This window comes from Streptomyces sp. NPDC001902 (assembly GCF_042891295.1).
Taxonomy (GTDB): Bacteria; Actinomycetota; Actinomycetes; order Streptomycetales; family Streptomycetaceae; genus Actinacidiphila.
On sequence record NZ_JBIATA010000015.1, the window covers coordinates 179,659 to 192,808 of the forward strand.

The 13,150-nt window shown below is 68.8% G+C and carries 20 protein-coding genes; 18 read left to right on the forward strand and 2 right to left on the reverse strand.

Annotation, left to right across the window (positions count from 1 at the left end; all coding sequences use genetic code 11):
- From ACFYYN_RS24520 to truA, 18 genes are all read left to right on the forward strand, one after another.
- Nucleotides 1-186, forward strand: a complete 186-nt coding sequence (locus tag ACFYYN_RS24520; RefSeq protein ID WP_059127180.1) for a type Z 30S ribosomal protein S14 — start codon at nucleotides 1-3, stop codon at nucleotides 184-186.
- A gap of 196 nt (nucleotides 187-382) precedes the next feature.
- Nucleotides 383-781: a 30S ribosomal protein S8 gene (rpsH, locus tag ACFYYN_RS24525; protein WP_326572868.1), complete on the forward strand. Its 399-nt coding sequence runs from the start codon at nucleotides 383-385 to the stop codon at nucleotides 779-781.
- 21 nt (nucleotides 782-802) lie between these two features.
- Nucleotides 803-1,342 carry a 50S ribosomal protein L6 gene (gene rplF, locus ACFYYN_RS24530; RefSeq protein ID WP_500328147.1) on the forward strand — a complete coding sequence of 180 codons (540 nt, stop codon included), beginning with the start codon at nucleotides 803-805 and terminating at the stop codon, nucleotides 1,340-1,342.
- 3 nt (nucleotides 1,343-1,345) lie between these two features.
- On the forward strand, nucleotides 1,346-1,729 hold the full coding sequence (rplR, locus tag ACFYYN_RS24535; RefSeq protein ID WP_499513428.1) for a 50S ribosomal protein L18: 384 nt from the start codon (nucleotides 1,346-1,348) through the stop codon (nucleotides 1,727-1,729).
- A 40-nt stretch (nucleotides 1,730-1,769) separates the two neighbouring features.
- The gene (gene rpsE / locus ACFYYN_RS24540; protein ID WP_319658494.1) at nucleotides 1,770-2,375 is read left to right on the forward strand and encodes a 30S ribosomal protein S5; all 606 of its coding nucleotides are present in this window, start codon (nucleotides 1,770-1,772) and stop codon (nucleotides 2,373-2,375) included.
- The gene (gene rpmD, locus ACFYYN_RS24545; protein WP_087927574.1) at nucleotides 2,375-2,557 is read left to right on the forward strand and encodes a 50S ribosomal protein L30; all 183 of its coding nucleotides are present in this window, start codon (nucleotides 2,375-2,377) and stop codon (nucleotides 2,555-2,557) included. Before rpsE ends, rpmD begins: the two co-directional genes overlap by 1 nt.
- A gap of 1 nt (nucleotide 2,558) precedes the next feature.
- The gene (gene rplO / locus ACFYYN_RS24550; protein ID WP_384295517.1) at nucleotides 2,559-3,023 is read left to right on the forward strand and encodes a 50S ribosomal protein L15; all 465 of its coding nucleotides are present in this window, start codon (nucleotides 2,559-2,561) and stop codon (nucleotides 3,021-3,023) included.
- A 223-nt stretch (nucleotides 3,024-3,246) separates the two neighbouring features.
- Nucleotides 3,247-4,560, forward strand: a complete 1,314-nt coding sequence (secY, locus tag ACFYYN_RS24555) for a preprotein translocase subunit SecY (protein WP_500328144.1) — start codon at nucleotides 3,247-3,249, stop codon at nucleotides 4,558-4,560.
- Entirely contained in the window at nucleotides 4,560-5,234 is a 675-nt protein-coding gene (locus ACFYYN_RS24560) for an adenylate kinase (RefSeq protein ID WP_500328143.1), read from the forward strand. Before secY ends, ACFYYN_RS24560 begins: the two co-directional genes overlap by 1 nt.
- A 92-nt stretch (nucleotides 5,235-5,326) precedes the next feature.
- Nucleotides 5,327-6,163 (forward strand): type I methionyl aminopeptidase, encoded by an 837-nt coding sequence (gene map, locus ACFYYN_RS24565; RefSeq protein ID WP_499513432.1) that lies wholly within the window; start codon nucleotides 5,327-5,329, stop codon nucleotides 6,161-6,163.
- Nucleotides 6,164-6,316: 153 nt separating this feature from the next.
- Complete coding sequence (gene infA, locus ACFYYN_RS24570) at nucleotides 6,317-6,538, forward strand: translation initiation factor IF-1 (RefSeq protein ID WP_003956442.1); 222 nt, start codon at nucleotides 6,317-6,319, stop codon at nucleotides 6,536-6,538.
- A gap of 29 nt (nucleotides 6,539-6,567) precedes the next feature.
- The gene (gene rpmJ / locus ACFYYN_RS24575) at nucleotides 6,568-6,681 is read left to right on the forward strand and encodes a 50S ribosomal protein L36 (protein WP_003956441.1); all 114 of its coding nucleotides are present in this window, start codon (nucleotides 6,568-6,570) and stop codon (nucleotides 6,679-6,681) included.
- A 187-nt stretch (nucleotides 6,682-6,868) separates the two neighbouring features.
- A complete protein-coding gene (gene rpsM / locus ACFYYN_RS24580) occupies nucleotides 6,869-7,249 on the forward strand; it encodes a 30S ribosomal protein S13 (RefSeq protein WP_499513433.1) in 381 nt (126 codons plus the stop codon).
- Between the two features lie 67 nt (nucleotides 7,250-7,316).
- On the forward strand, nucleotides 7,317-7,721 hold the full coding sequence (gene rpsK, locus ACFYYN_RS24585; protein WP_018558890.1) for a 30S ribosomal protein S11: 405 nt from the start codon (nucleotides 7,317-7,319) through the stop codon (nucleotides 7,719-7,721).
- Between the two features lie 36 nt (nucleotides 7,722-7,757).
- Complete coding sequence (gene rpsD, locus ACFYYN_RS24590; protein ID WP_499513434.1) at nucleotides 7,758-8,384, forward strand: 30S ribosomal protein S4; 627 nt, start codon at nucleotides 7,758-7,760, stop codon at nucleotides 8,382-8,384.
- A 106-nt stretch (nucleotides 8,385-8,490) separates the two neighbouring features.
- Nucleotides 8,491-9,513 (forward strand): DNA-directed RNA polymerase subunit alpha, encoded by a 1,023-nt coding sequence (locus ACFYYN_RS24595; protein ID WP_499513435.1) that lies wholly within the window; start codon nucleotides 8,491-8,493, stop codon nucleotides 9,511-9,513.
- Between the two features lie 81 nt (nucleotides 9,514-9,594).
- The gene (gene rplQ / locus ACFYYN_RS24600; protein ID WP_499513436.1) at nucleotides 9,595-10,098 is read left to right on the forward strand and encodes a bL17 family ribosomal protein; all 504 of its coding nucleotides are present in this window, start codon (nucleotides 9,595-9,597) and stop codon (nucleotides 10,096-10,098) included.
- 72 nt (nucleotides 10,099-10,170) lie between these two features.
- Nucleotides 10,171-11,028, forward strand: coding sequence for a tRNA pseudouridine(38-40) synthase TruA (gene truA / locus ACFYYN_RS24605; protein ID WP_500547507.1), 858 nt, complete (start codon nucleotides 10,171-10,173; stop codon nucleotides 11,026-11,028).
- A 43-nt stretch (nucleotides 11,029-11,071) separates the two neighbouring features.
- Here truA and ACFYYN_RS24610 read toward each other — a convergent pair whose 3' ends face one another.
- Complete coding sequence (locus tag ACFYYN_RS24610; RefSeq protein ID WP_500547508.1) at nucleotides 11,072-12,922, reverse strand: hypothetical protein; 1,851 nt, start codon at nucleotides 12,920-12,922, stop codon at nucleotides 11,072-11,074.
- Between the two features lie 8 nt (nucleotides 12,923-12,930).
- Nucleotides 12,931-13,101, reverse strand: coding sequence for a hypothetical protein (locus tag ACFYYN_RS24615; RefSeq protein ID WP_500547509.1), 171 nt, complete (start codon nucleotides 13,099-13,101; stop codon nucleotides 12,931-12,933).
- Nucleotides 13,102-13,150 lie beyond the last annotated feature (49 nt).

Sequence of the window (13,150 nt, forward strand, 5' to 3'; positions counted from 1 at the left end):
GTGGCGAAGAAGGCTCTTATCGCGAAGGCCGCCCGCAAGCCCAAGTTCGGCGTGCGTTCCTACACGCGCTGCCAGCGTTGTGGCCGTCCGCACTCCGTGTACCGCAAGTTCGGCCTGTGCCGCGTGTGCCTTCGTGAGATGGCGCACCGCGGTGAGCTGCCGGGCGTGACCAAGAGCTCCTGGTAACCACCAGGGGCTCTCGGTAAGCAGATGAGTGGCGGGAGCCCAGCCCTGCATACCGTAAGGTAGAAGGGTTGGGCGCCCGCCGCCCATGACCGTCTTACTACGCCGTAGGTCCCCGCGCCGCACCCGTCCCCAGTCTGATGGGGGAGAGGGATGGCGCATATAGGAAACCCCGGCGAGAGAGGCCTAAGGCCATCACATGACCATGACTGACCCGATCGCAGACATGCTGACGCGTCTGCGGAACGCGAACTCCGCGTACCACGACGAGGTCACCATGCCGTTCAGCAAGATCAAGTCGCACATCGCGGAGATCCTCCAGCAGGAGGGTTACATCACCGGCTGGAAGGTCGAGGACGCCGAGGTCGGCAAGAACCTCGTTCTCGAGCTGAAGTTCGGTCCGAACCGCGAGCGCTCGATCGCCGGCATCAAGCGCATCAGCAAGCCCGGTCTGCGGGTCTACGCAAAGTCCACCAACCTGCCGAAGGTGCTCGGCGGCCTGGGCGTGGCGATCATCTCCACCTCCCACGGGCTCCTCACCGACAAGCAGGCAAACAAGAAGGGCGTGGGTGGGGAAGTCCTCGCCTACGTCTGGTAGTCGGGAAACGGAGGTATAGCCATGTCGCGTATTGGACGGCTGCCCATCCCGGTTCCCGCCGGCGTGGACGTCACCATCGATGGCCGGACGGTCTCGGTGAAGGGCCCCAAGGGTTCCCTGACCCACACCGTTGCCGCGCCGATCGAGATCGTCAAGGGCGAGGACGGCACCCTGCAGGTGTCGCGTCCGAACGACGAGCGCCTGAACAAGGCCCTGCACGGCCTGTCGCGCACGCTGGTGGCGAACATGATCACCGGCGTGACCGCGGGCTACGTGAAGAAGCTCGAGATCAGCGGTGTCGGTTACCGCGTCCAGGCGAAGGGCTCCAACCTGGAGTTCGCCCTGGGCTACAGCCACCCGATCGTCGTCGAGGCCCCCGAGGGCATCTCCTTCAAGGTCGAGAGCCCCACCAAGTTCTCGGTCGAGGGCATCGACAAGCAGAAGGTCGGCGAGGTCGCCGCGAACATCCGCAAGCTGCGGAAGCCCGACCCGTACAAGGCCAAGGGTGTCAAGTACGAGGGCGAAGTCATCCGCCGCAAGGTCGGAAAGGCTGGTAAGTAAGCCATGGCATACGGTGTGAAGATCGCCAAGGGCGATGCTTACAAGGGCGCCGCCAAGAAGCGCCGCCACATCCGCGTCCGCAAGCGGATCTCGGGCACCGAGGCGCGTCCGCGCCTGGTCGTGACCCGCTCCAACCGCGGTATCACGGCGCAGGTCATCGACGACCTCAAGGGCCACACCGTGGCCTCGGCGTCGCACCTGGACACCTCCATCCGAGGCGTCGAGGGTGACAAGACCGAGCAGGCCAAGAAGGTCGGCCAGCTGGTCGCCGAGCGCGCCAAGGCGGCCGGTGTCGAGACCGTCGTGTTCGACCGTGGTGGCAACCGGTACGCCGGGCGCATCGCCGCCCTTGCCGACGCCGCCCGCGAAGCCGGGCTCGGTTTCTGAGCCGGTTCCGTAGCTAGCGGAAACAGAGAGAGGTAATCCAATGGCTGGACCCCAGCGCCGCGGTGGCGGTGCCGGTGGCGGCGAGCGGCGGGACCGGAAGGGCCGTGACGGCGGCGCAGCTGCCGCCGAGAAGACCGCGTACGTTGAGCGCGTCGTCGCGATCAACCGCGTCGCCAAGGTTGTGAAGGGTGGTCGTCGCTTCAGCTTCACCGCGCTGGTCGTGGTGGGCGACGGTGACGGCACCGTGGGTGTCGGTTACGGCAAGGCCAAGGAGGTGCCGGCCGCCATCGCCAAGGGTGTTGAGGAGGCCAAGAAGCACTTCTTCAAGGTCCCCCGTATCCAGGGCACCATCCCCCACCCCATCCAGGGCGAGAAGGCCGCGGGCGTCGTCCTGCTCAAGCCTGCTTCCCCCGGTACGGGTGTGATCGCCGGTGGTCCGGTGCGCGCCGTTCTGGAGTGCGCCGGCATCCACGACGTCCTGTCGAAGTCGCTCGGCTCCGACAACGCGATCAACATCGTGCACGCCACGGTGGCCGCTCTCCAGGGGCTGCAGCGCCCCGAGGAGATCGCCGCCCGTCGTGGCCTGCCCCTCGAGGACGTGGCCCCCGCGGCTCTGCTCCGGGCGCGTGCTGGGGTGGGTGCGTAATGGCTCGCCTCAAGGTCACGCAGGTCAAGTCGTACATCGGCAGCAAGCAGAACCACCGTGACACCCTGCGTTCGCTCGGCCTGAAGCGGCTGAACGACGTTGTGGTCAAGGAGGACCGCCCGGAGATCCGCGGCATGGTCCAGACCGTCCGCCACCTCGTCACGGTCGAGGAGGTTGACTGACATGGGCACCGACAACACGTCGAACCCGCTGAAGGTCCACAACCTCCGTCCGGCCCCCGGTGCCAAGACCGCCAAGACCCGTGTGGGTCGCGGTGAGGCGTCCAAGGGCAAGACGGCCGGTCGTGGTACCAAGGGCACGAAGGCCCGCTACCAGGTTCCGGCACGCTTCGAGGGTGGGCAGATGCCCCTCCACATGCGTCTGCCGAAGCTCAAGGGCTTCAAGAACCCGTTCCGCACCGAGTTCCAGGTCGTGAACCTGGACAAGCTGACCGCGCTCTACCCCGAGGGTGGCGAGGTCACGGTGGCCGACCTGGTCGCCAAGGGTGCCGTGCGGAAGAACCAGCTCGTCAAGGTGCTGGGCACCGGCGAGGTCTCCGTGGCGCTGCAGGTGACCGTCGACGCGGTCTCCGGCTCCGCCAAGGAGAAGATCACCGCCGCGGGCGGCTCGGTCACCGAGCTCGTCTGAGAGTGATGCCACATCCAGCCGGGGATGTTCCGCACTTTCGTGCGGGGCATCCCCGGTTGGTCATTCCGGGGACGGACGCTCGCCGGTAAGGTGGGCCGGGCTGGTCTTGCGGAGCCTGTGCGCTGACGCGGGTCAGGCAACCCCCATCGTTTTGCAGTTCGACCATTCGTAGCTTTCAACACCGTCACCTCCCGCCGAAGAAGCGGGGGGCGCAGGAGGCACCGTGCTCACCGCGTTCGCCCGGGCGTTCAGGACGCCCGACCTGCGCAAGAAGCTGCTGTTCACGCTGGGCATCATGGTGCTGTTCCGGCTGGGAGCGCACATTCCGATCCCTGGGGTCGACTACCAGGTGGTCAACTCCTGCATCAAGGCGGTCGGCGGGAACCAGGGCCTCTTCGGCCTGGTGAACCTCTTCAGCGGCGGCGCGCTTCTGCAGCTCACGATCTTCGCGCTCGGCATCATGCCGTACATCACCGCGAGCATCATCCTGCAGCTGCTCACCGTGGTCATCCCGCGCCTGGAAGCCCTCAAGAAGGAGGGCCAGGCCGGCCAGACCAAGATCACGCAGTACACGCGCTACCTCACCGTGGCGCTGGCGATCCTGCAGGGCACCGGCCTGGTGGCCACCGCCCGTTCCGGCAGCCTCTTCCAGCAGTGCCCCGACCGCTTCAACATCGTCCCCGACCAGTCGATCTTCACCACGATCACGATGGTCATCACGATGACCGCGGGTACCGCCCTCATCATGTGGCTGGGCGAGCTCATCACCGACCGCGGCATCGGCAACGGCATGTCGATCCTGATGTTCCTGTCGATCGCGGCCGGCTTCCCCGGCGCCCTCTGGGCGATCAAGAAGTCCGGGAAGATCGCGGACGGCTGGGTCGAGTTCGGCGCGGTCATCCTGGTGGGTCTGGCGATGGTCGCCCTCGTCGTCTTCGTCGAGCAGGCGCAGCGCCGCATCCCCGTGCAGTACGCGAAGCGCATGATCGGCCGTCGTTCGTACGGAGGAACGTCCACCTACATCCCGCTGAAGGTGAACCAGGCGGGTGTGATTCCCGTCATCTTCGCGTCATCGCTCCTGTACATCCCGTCACTGGTCGTCCAGTTCAGTGGATCCACGTCTACCTGGGCAAACTGGGTCAGGGACAACCTGGTCAAGGGTGATCACCCGATCTACATCACCGCGTACTTCCTGCTGATTGTCTTCTTTGCCTTCTTCTACGTGGCCATCTCGTTCAACCCCGAAGAAGTCGCGGACAACATGAAGAAGTATGGTGGGTTCATCCCGGGCATCCGGGCTGGTCGTCCCACCGCGGAGTACCTCAGCTACGTGCTCAACCGCATCACGTGGCCGGGCGCGATGTACCTGGGTCTGATCGCCTTGGTGCCCACCGTGGCGCTGGTGCTGTTCAACGCGAACCAGAACTTCCCGTTCGGCGGGACGAGCATCCTGATCATCGTGGGTGTCGGCCTGGAGACCGTGAAGCAGATCGAGAGCCAGCTTCAGCAGCGTAACTACGAAGGGTTCCTCCGCTGATGCGCATCGTCCTCGTCGGGCCCCCCGGGGCCGGCAAGGGTACGCAGGCTGCGTACCTTGCCAGGAACCTGTCGATCCCGCACATCTCCACGGGCGACCTCTTCCGGGCGAACATCAGCCAGGGCACGGAGCTGGGCCGCAAGGCCCAGGAGTACATGGACGCCGGCCGGCTGGTACCCGACGAGATCACCATCGGCATGGCCAAGGACCGCATGCTGCAGCCGGACGCCGGGAACGGCTTCCTGCTCGACGGCTTCCCGCGGAACGTGGGCCAGGCGCAGGCGCTCGACAAGATCCTCGCCGAGGCCGGGATAGCGCTGGACGCGGTGCTGGACCTCGAGGTTCCCGAGGAGGAGGTCGTCAAGCGGATCGCCGGTCGCCGGCTGTGCCGCAAGAACGGCAGCCACGTCTTCCACGTGGTGTACAACCCTCCGGCCGATGAGAACGTCTGCGACGAGTGCGGCGGCGAGCTGTACCAGCGGTCGGACGACACCGAGGAGAAGGTGCGGGTCCGGCTGGAGGAGTACCACAGCAAGACCGAGCCGATCATCGACTACTACAAGCAGCAGGGCCTGGTGCGCACCATCTCGGCCCTGGGCAAGGTCGCCGAGGTGACCAAGCGGGCGATGGACGCGCTGCACGACAAGAAGGACTCGGGCGACAGCGCCGCCTGAGCACATGCGTGACCGGTACGGCCGCGGTGTCCCCCAGGACCCCGCGGCCGTACCGTTGAGGTATCCGGTGGGACGAAGGAAGGCCAGGACCGATGGTGGAGATCAAGAGCCCCGAGCAGATCGCGAAGATGCGCGCGGCCGGCCTGGTCGTCGCCGCGATCCACGAGGCCACCCGTGAGGCGGCCGTCCCGGGGGCCACCACCAAGGACCTGGACGACGTGGCCCGCAAGGTCCTCGCCGACCACGGGGCCAAGCCGAACTTCCTGGGGTACGGCGGTTTCCCCGCCACCATCTGCACCTCCGTGAACGACGTCGTCGTCCACGGCATCCCGGACACCGCGACCGTCCTGAAGGACGGCGACGTCATCTCGATCGACTGCGGCGCGATCGTCGACGGCTGGCACGGCGACGCCGCCTACACGGCGTTCGTGGGCAGCGGCCACGCTCCGGAACTGGTGGAGCTCAGCCGGGTGACCGAGGAGTCCATGTGGGCCGGCATCGCCGCCTTCCGCAAGGGCGACCGTCTGGTCGACATCTCCCGTGCCATCGAGACGTACATCCGCAGGCAGCCGAAGCCCGGTGGCGGCAAGTACGGGATCATCGAGGAGTACGGCGGCCACGGCATCGGTTCGCAGATGCACATGGACCCCCACCTGCTGAACTACGTGTCCCGCAAGCGCGGCAAGGGCCCCCGCCTGGTGCCCGGCATGTGCCTGGCCATCGAGCCGATGGTCAGCCTCGGCACCCCGCTCACCCATGTCCTCGAGGACGAGTGGACGGTCAAGACCGACGACGGCACCTGGTCCTCGCACTGGGAGCACTCCGTCGCGCTCACCGAGGAGGGCCCGCTGGTCCTGACCGCCCGCGACGGCGGCAAGGCCAAGCTGGCGGAGTACGGGATCACGGCCGCGCCGGACCCGCTCGCCTGAGCGCCCCGTCCGCCGCGCTTACCGATCATCTTTCGCGGGCATACACCCCGGATTCGTCTTTCCAGATCGGCTGACGTAGACTGTCACGTCGGCCCGCGTATGCCTTCAGGCATGCCAAAAGCCGACCAAGGTAGCCGATCCCGAAAGCAGGACATGGCCAAGAAGCAAGGCGCCATCGAAATCGAGGGCACCGTGATCGAGTCTCTGCCGAACGCTATGTTCAAGGTGGAGCTGCAGAACGGTCACAAGGTCCTCGCGCACATCAGTGGCAAGATGCGCATGCACTACATCCGCATCCTTCCCGATGACCGGGTCGTTGTGGAGTTGTCCCCTTACGACCTCACGCGCGGACGGATCGTCTACCGCTACAAGTAGATCTCAAGACCCGGAGAACCTGACATCCCATGAAGGTCAAGCCGAGCGTCAAGAAGATCTGCGACAAGTGCAAGGTGATCCGCCGTCACGGCCGGGTCATGGTCATCTGCGACAACCTGCGCCACAAGCAGCGCCAGGGCTGACGCACGCCGACCTGCACCTCGCAGTTCTTCGCGCGACGCGAAACACATGTACATACGCAGCGCCCGTCCGGCCGGAACGCTCCGGCTGACGGCACCTCCGGCGGGGGCCGGAGACCTGATCCGTACCTGGTACGGCGGTCAGGAACGGCGCTGTGGAAGACCCCCGGACACCAACAGGAGCCATTGAATGGCACGCGTTTCAGGTGTCGACATCCCGCGCGAGAAGCGTGTGGAGGTCGCCCTCACCTACGTCTTCGGCATCGGCCGCACCCTGGCCAAGGAGACCCTCGCCGCCACCGGCGTGAACCCGGACACCCGGGTCCGCGACCTGGACGAAGAGGACCTGGTCAAGATCCGCGAGTACGTGGACGCCAACATCAAGACCGAGGGTGACCTCCGTCGCGAGATCCAGGCGGACATCCGTCGCAAGGTCGAGATCGGCTGCTACCAGGGCCTGCGCCACCGTCGCGGCCTGCCGGTCCACGGCCAGCGGACCCACACCAACGCCCGCACCCGCAAGGGCCCGCGTCGCGCCATCGCCGGCAAGAAGAAGCCGGGCAAGAAGTAGTCCTCAGCGGACGCTCGTCAGCGGTCTTCGCTGTAGGACCGACCACCTCCACCGGGAGTAACCACATATGCCTCCGAAGGGCCGTCAGGCCGGCGCCAAGAAGGTGCGCCGCAAGGAGAAGAAGAACGTCGCTCATGGGCACGCCCACATCAAGAGCACGTTCAACAACACCATCGTTTCGATCACGGACCCGTCCGGCAACGTGATCTCCTGGGCCTCTGCCGGCCACGTCGGCTTCAAGGGCTCGCGCAAGTCGACCCCGTTCGCCGCGCAGATGGCCGCCGAGTCGGCCGCGCGCCGCGCGCAGGAGCACGGCATGCGCAAGGTCGATGTGTTCGTCAAGGGCCCCGGCTCCGGCCGTGAGACCGCGATCCGCTCCCTCCAGGCCACCGGCCTCGAGGTCGGCTCGATCCAGGACGTCACTCCGACCCCGCACAACGGATGCCGCCCGCCGAAGCGCCGGCGCGTCTGATCAGCAATCCGCTGAGCAGGTAGGAGACAAACAGGAATGGCGCGTTACACCGGGGCCGACTGCAAGCGTTGCCGTCGGGAGAAGCAGAAGCTCTTCCTCAAGGGGAGCAAGTGCGAGAGCGCGAAGTGCCCGATCGAGATCCGTCCTTACCCCCCGGGTGAGCACGGACGCGGGCGCACCAAGGACAGCGAGTACCTGTTGCAGATGCGCGAGAAGCAGAAGTGCGCGCGCATCTACGGTGTCCTTGAGAAGCAGTTCCGCGGGTACTACGTGGAGGCGAACCGCAGGTCCGGCAAGACCGGTGAGAACCTGCTCCGCATCCTCGAGTCCCGGCTGGACAACGTGGTCTACCGGGCGGGCTTCGCCAAGTCGCGTGATCATGCGCGGCAGCTGGTCCGTCACGGCCACTTCCTCGTGAACGGCGTCAAGACCGACATCCCGTCGGCCCGTGTCGTCGCGAACGACATCGTCGAGGTCCGCGAGTCCTCCCGTAACCTGACGCCCTTCGCGGTGGCCCAGGGGGAGGCCGGCGAGAGGACCGTCCCGGCCTGGCTGGAGGCGATCCCCTCGCGTCTGCGGATCCTCGTGCACAACCTGCCCGAGCGCCCGGTCATCGACACCCAGGTGCAGGAGCAGTTGATCGTCGAGCTCTACTCGAAGTAGCAGCGCTCACGGTCCCGGGCGGTGCGGTGCTCCTGGCGCCGCGCCGCCCGTACCCTTGAAGCCTCGGCATCAAATAGTGGGTGCCGAAGACTGGAGGCATCACCCCATGCTGATCGCTCAGCGCCCTTCGTTGGCCGAAGAGGTCGTCGACGAGTTCCGTTCCCGGTTCGTGATCGAGCCGCTGGAGCCGGGCTTCGGCTACACCCTCGGCAACTCGCTCCGCCGTACGCTCCTCTCCTCGATCCCGGGTGCCGCCGTCACCTCGATCCGGGTCGACGGCGTCCTGCACGAGTTCACCACCGTGCCGGGTGTCAAGGAGGACGTCACCGACCTCATCCTCAACATCAAGCAGCTCGTCGTCTCCTCGGAGCACGACGAGCCCGTCGTGATGTACCTGCGCAAGCAGGGCCCGGGTGTGGTCACCGCCGCCGACATCGCGCCCCCGGCCGGTGTCGAGGTGCACAACCCCGACCTCGTCCTGGCCAGCCTGAACGGCAAGGGCAAGCTGGAGATGGAGCTGACCGTCGAGCGCGGTCGCGGCTACGTCTCGGCCGTCCAGAACAAGCAGCAGGGCCAGGAGATCGGCCGCATCCCGGTCGACTCCATCTACAGCCCGGTGCTCAAGGTCACCTACAAGGTCGAGGCGACCCGTGTCGAGCAGCGCACCGACTTCGACAAGCTGATCGTCGACGTCGAGACCAAGCAGGCCATGCGTCCGCGCGACGCGATGGCCTCGGCCGGCAAGACCCTGGTCGAGCTGTTCGGGCTCGCCCGCGAGCTCAACGTCGACGCCGAGGGCATCGACATGGGCCCGTCCCCCACGGACGCCGCCCTGGCGGCGGACCTCGCGCTCCCGATCGAGGAGCTCGAGCTCACCGTCCGTTCCTACAACTGCCTCAAGCGTGAGGGCATCCACTCCGTGGGTGAGCTCGTGGCGCGCTCCGAGGCCGACCTGCTCGACATCCGCAACTTCGGTGCGAAGTCGATCGACGAGGTCAAGGCGAAGCTGGCCGGCATGGGCCTGGCCCTGAAGGACAGCCCGCCCGGATTCGACCCGACCTCCGCCGCCGACACCTTCGGTGCGGACGACGACGTCGACGCCGGTTTCGTGGAGACCGAGCAGTACTGATCTGACTGCCCCCAGGCGTCCGCCTGGGGGGCCTGACACCGGTACCTGACACGGCCGGTGCAGAGATTGAGGAGAAACACCATGCCGAAGCCCGCCAAGGGTGCCCGTCTGGGCGGCAGCGCCGCGCACGAGCGTCTGCTTCTCGCGAACCTCGCGAAGTCGCTGTTCGAGCACGGTCGCATCACCACCACCGAGGCCAAGGCGCGCCGTCTGCGTCCGGTCGCGGAGCGCCTGATCACCAAGGCGAAGAAGGGCGACATCCACAACCGTCGCCTGGTACTGCAGACGATCACGGACAAGGGCATCGTCCACACGCTCTTCACCGAGATCGCCCCGCGGTACGAGAACCGCCCGGGTGGTTACACCCGCATCACCAAGATCGGTAACCGCCGCGGCGACAACGCGCCGATGGCCGTCATCGAGCTGGTGGAGGCGCTGACCGTGGCCCAGCAGGCCACGGGTGAGGCGGAGGCCGCGACCAAGCGCGCGGTCAAGGAGGCCGAGGCCAAGACCGAGGCTCCGGCCGAGGTCGAGGACAAGGCCGAGGCCACCGAGGCTCCGGCCGAGGAGTCCAAGGACGCCTGACGTCCTGACCGGACGGGCCCGCACCCAGATCTCTGGGGGCGGGCCCGTCCGCGTGTTTGAGAGGATCTGCGGGTGAGTGTGGCGAGCGATGAGGTGGAGCCCGGGTACGTCCGGGTGCGGCTGGACCTGGCGTACGACGGGGCCGAGTTCTCCGGCTGGGCGAAGCAGCGAAACCGGCGGACCGTGCAGGGGGAGCTGGAGTCGGCCTTGCAGACGGTGCTGCGGCTGCCCGAGCCGGTCGAGCTGACCGTCGCCGGGCGTACGGACGCGGGTGTGCACGCCCGCGGGCAGGTCGCGCACGTCGACCTGCCGGAGGACGTCTGGGCGGCGGAGGGCGGCAAGCTGCTGCGCCGGCTGGCGGGACGGCTGCCCTGGGACGTACGGGTGTGGAAGGTCTCGCAGGCCCCGGCCGGCTTCAACGCGCGCTTCTCCGCGATCTGGCGCCGCTACGCCTACCGGGTCGGCGACCACCAGGGCGGGGTCGACCCCCTGCTGCGGGGGCACGTGCTGTGGCACGACCGGCCGGTGGACGTCGACCTGATGAACGAGGCGGCGCGCAAGCTCCTCGGCGAGCACGACTTCGCGGCCTACTGCAAGAAGCGGGAGGGCGCGACGACCATCCGCACCCTCCTGGAGCTGCACTGGGAGCGGGACGCCTCCGGGCTGGCGGTGGCGACCGTACGGGCGGACGCCTTCTGCCACAACATGGTGCGCGCCCTGGTGGGGTCGATGCTGCTGGTCGGCGACGGCCACCGGCCGGCCGGTTTCCCCGGGGAGGTGCTGGCGGGACGGGTCCGGCACTCGGCGGTCAACGTGGTGCGGCCGCACGGGCTGACCCTGGAGGAGGTCGGCTACCCGGCGGACGAGCTGCTGGCCGCGCGCAGCCGCGAGGCCCGCAACATGCGTACCCTGCCGCTGCCGCGCGCCTGAGGGGCGGCGCCGCGGCGCACCGGGCCGCCGCCGGCCCGTGCGTTCATCTGCGGCGCCGCAGTGCCGTGACCACCTGGGTGAGGACGTAGCCCGAGCCCAGGGACGTCAGCACCAGCGGGACGGGGCGGAGGCGGTCGTGGAAGGCGCCCCACCAGGAGAAGCAGGCGGCCGGGACGAGCAGCAGCAGGTAGAGCGCGCGCATCGCCCACCAGCGGGCGGGGAGGCGCACCGGCGTGCCCCGCGGGGGGAGCGGCATCGCGCCCGTCTCCGTGGTGAGGGTGTCCCTGACCCCGGAGAGGAAACCGCGCGGGGCGAGCACCCGGGCGCCGGGCACCCCGTCGAGCGCGGCCGGACGCTCCCCGAAGCCCTCCGGCAGCACCGGCAGGCCCAGTGCCGCCACCGTGTCCGCGAGCCGCCGCCCCGGGGCGTCCATGCCGCGCAGCAGCGCCGTGAGGGGCCGTGCGTCGTGGACGCCGTAGGCCGCGGCGAAGGCGGCGGCCGTGGCGCCGGCGGCGTCCAGCGAGGGTACGGGCGCCCCCGGTGCCCACTCGTGCGCGGCGACCTTCCTGCCCCTGGCGTACAGCGTGATCCCGTACCGGTCGCCCGAGCGCTGCAGGACGACCGCGGGCCACTTCTCGCCCGCCGTGAACAGGTCGACCGCGCCCGCCAGACTGCCTTCCCCGGTCAGCTCGACATGGGTGAAGCCCGCCCCCGCCGGGGCCAGCCGCAGCCCGGTCCGGCACAGCAGCGCCGCCTGCGCGACGGCGGTGAGCGGTGCGGAGGCCACCGCCAGGGCGCGCGGCGCCCAGTCGGGGGCGCCGGCCGGTACGGGGACCGCGGGCGGGGTGCCGAAGAACGGTGTGCGGGTGGCGACCTGCATCCGCACCCCGGTGCGGAAGTCCAGGAACTCCTGGCGGGGGTCCGCGCCCAGGTGGGCCCAGGGGAAGCTGGTGGCGTGCACGCCGATGTCGCGGAAGACCCGCAGCGCCTCCTCCCAGCGGCCCGCGCGCATCAGCATCAGCGCCAGGTGGTTGCGGAACCCCGCAGCCTCCGGGTCGCCGGGGTCGTACCAGCCGGAGAGCTCCAGGGCGCGGTCCACGGCGGCGGCGATGCGGGCGGGCTCGACGGCGTCCGCGCCGGACGCGTCGTCAGCGGCGGGTCCGCCCGCGACGATCTCGTACTCGACGGCCGCGAGCAGCGGCAATGAGTTGATCTTCGAGCCGGGCAGCGCCTCCTCGGCGGCCTGCTCGGCGAAGTCGAACATCTCGCGGTGGGTGCCGTACCACTTGGCGCACAGGTACTGCAGGGCGGAGGCGTGGCAGCCGTAGTGGTGCGGGGCGCGCTCGACGGCCTCGGTCCAGTACGCGTCGAAGATCTCCCGCGAGGACTGCATGCCCCGCGCGTGGGTGAGCGCGACGCGCCACGGCACGGGGTCGGCTGGGTTGAGCTCGGCGGCGGCGCCGATCACCGGCACCGCGTCCTTGAGCAGCGCGAAGAAGGCCTTGAACTGCTCCGGCGAGACCTCGGAGGCACGGGCGCCGCTGCGTATCTCCCAGGCCTGGAGGACGCACAGGTCGGCCTTGACCAGCGCCGCGTCCGGGTCCTCGGGCGCGGCGGCGAGCCAGGCGTCCAGCCACCCGGGGTTGTGGAGCGCGAACTGCGCCAGCTCGCAGACGTAGGTGTCGCGCAGTTCCCACTGGCAGCCCAGCCGGGTCGCGGACAGCAGCTCCCGGGCGGGCCCGTGGTCGCCGGTGCCCGCCGCGGCGAGCGCGCCGCGCAGCGGGACGCCGGGGACGTCCAGGACGACGGCCTCGTCCGGTGGCAGGCCGGCCCCGACGGCGGCGCCGTGGCGGAGCATGCGGGGCAGGGTCAGCAGCGTGCGCAGGGAGGGCATGGGCGGGGTCAGCAGGCCGGTGAGCCGGCCTCGGCGGGGCAGCGGCCGGAGCCGCCGGAGCCGGCCCGTCCGAGGACCACGTGGCGCCGCCCCCGGGGGACGCCCGGGACGCCCTGCCGTCCCGGCGGTGCGGTCCATCCCTCGTCCGGGTGGTACGGCTGCAGCGGCCCGTCAGTCATGGCGCGGATTCTATAGAGGAGAAAACCAGTTTGGCGGCGGGCGACCGTG

Bases quoted from the DNA above. Each gene is read 5' to 3' on its own strand.
- rplO (WP_384295517.1), top strand. From the start codon at position 2,559: ATGGGCACCGACAACACGTCGAACCCGCTGAAGGTCCACAACCTCCGT.
- rpmD (WP_087927574.1), top strand. From the start codon at position 2,375: ATGGCTCGCCTCAAGGTCACGCAGGTCAAGTCGTACATCGGCAGCAAG.
- rpmJ (WP_003956441.1), top strand. From the start codon at position 6,568: ATGAAGGTCAAGCCGAGCGTCAAGAAGATCTGCGACAAGTGCAAGGTG.
- ACFYYN_RS24595 (WP_499513435.1), top strand. From the start codon at position 8,491: ATGCTGATCGCTCAGCGCCCTTCGTTGGCCGAAGAGGTCGTCGACGAG.
- ACFYYN_RS24610 (WP_500547508.1), bottom strand. From the start codon at position 12,922: ATGCCCTCCCTGCGCACGCTGCTGACCCTGCCCCGCATGCTCCGCCAC.
- rpsH (WP_326572868.1), top strand. From the start codon at position 383: ATGACCATGACTGACCCGATCGCAGACATGCTGACGCGTCTGCGGAAC.
- rplQ (WP_499513436.1), top strand. From the start codon at position 9,595: ATGCCGAAGCCCGCCAAGGGTGCCCGTCTGGGCGGCAGCGCCGCGCAC.
- map (WP_499513432.1), top strand. From the start codon at position 5,327: ATGGTGGAGATCAAGAGCCCCGAGCAGATCGCGAAGATGCGCGCGGCC.
- rpsM (WP_499513433.1), top strand. From the start codon at position 6,869: ATGGCACGCGTTTCAGGTGTCGACATCCCGCGCGAGAAGCGTGTGGAG.
- rpsK (WP_018558890.1), top strand. From the start codon at position 7,317: ATGCCTCCGAAGGGCCGTCAGGCCGGCGCCAAGAAGGTGCGCCGCAAG.
- infA (WP_003956442.1), top strand. From the start codon at position 6,317: ATGGCCAAGAAGCAAGGCGCCATCGAAATCGAGGGCACCGTGATCGAG.
- rpsD (WP_499513434.1), top strand. From the start codon at position 7,758: ATGGCGCGTTACACCGGGGCCGACTGCAAGCGTTGCCGTCGGGAGAAG.
- rpsE (WP_319658494.1), top strand. From the start codon at position 1,770: ATGGCTGGACCCCAGCGCCGCGGTGGCGGTGCCGGTGGCGGCGAGCGG.
- ACFYYN_RS24560 (WP_500328143.1), top strand. From the start codon at position 4,560: ATGCGCATCGTCCTCGTCGGGCCCCCCGGGGCCGGCAAGGGTACGCAG.
- rplF (WP_500328147.1), top strand. From the start codon at position 803: ATGTCGCGTATTGGACGGCTGCCCATCCCGGTTCCCGCCGGCGTGGAC.
- ACFYYN_RS24615 (WP_500547509.1), bottom strand. From the start codon at position 13,101: ATGACTGACGGGCCGCTGCAGCCGTACCACCCGGACGAGGGATGGACC.
- rplR (WP_499513428.1), top strand. From the start codon at position 1,346: ATGGCATACGGTGTGAAGATCGCCAAGGGCGATGCTTACAAGGGCGCC.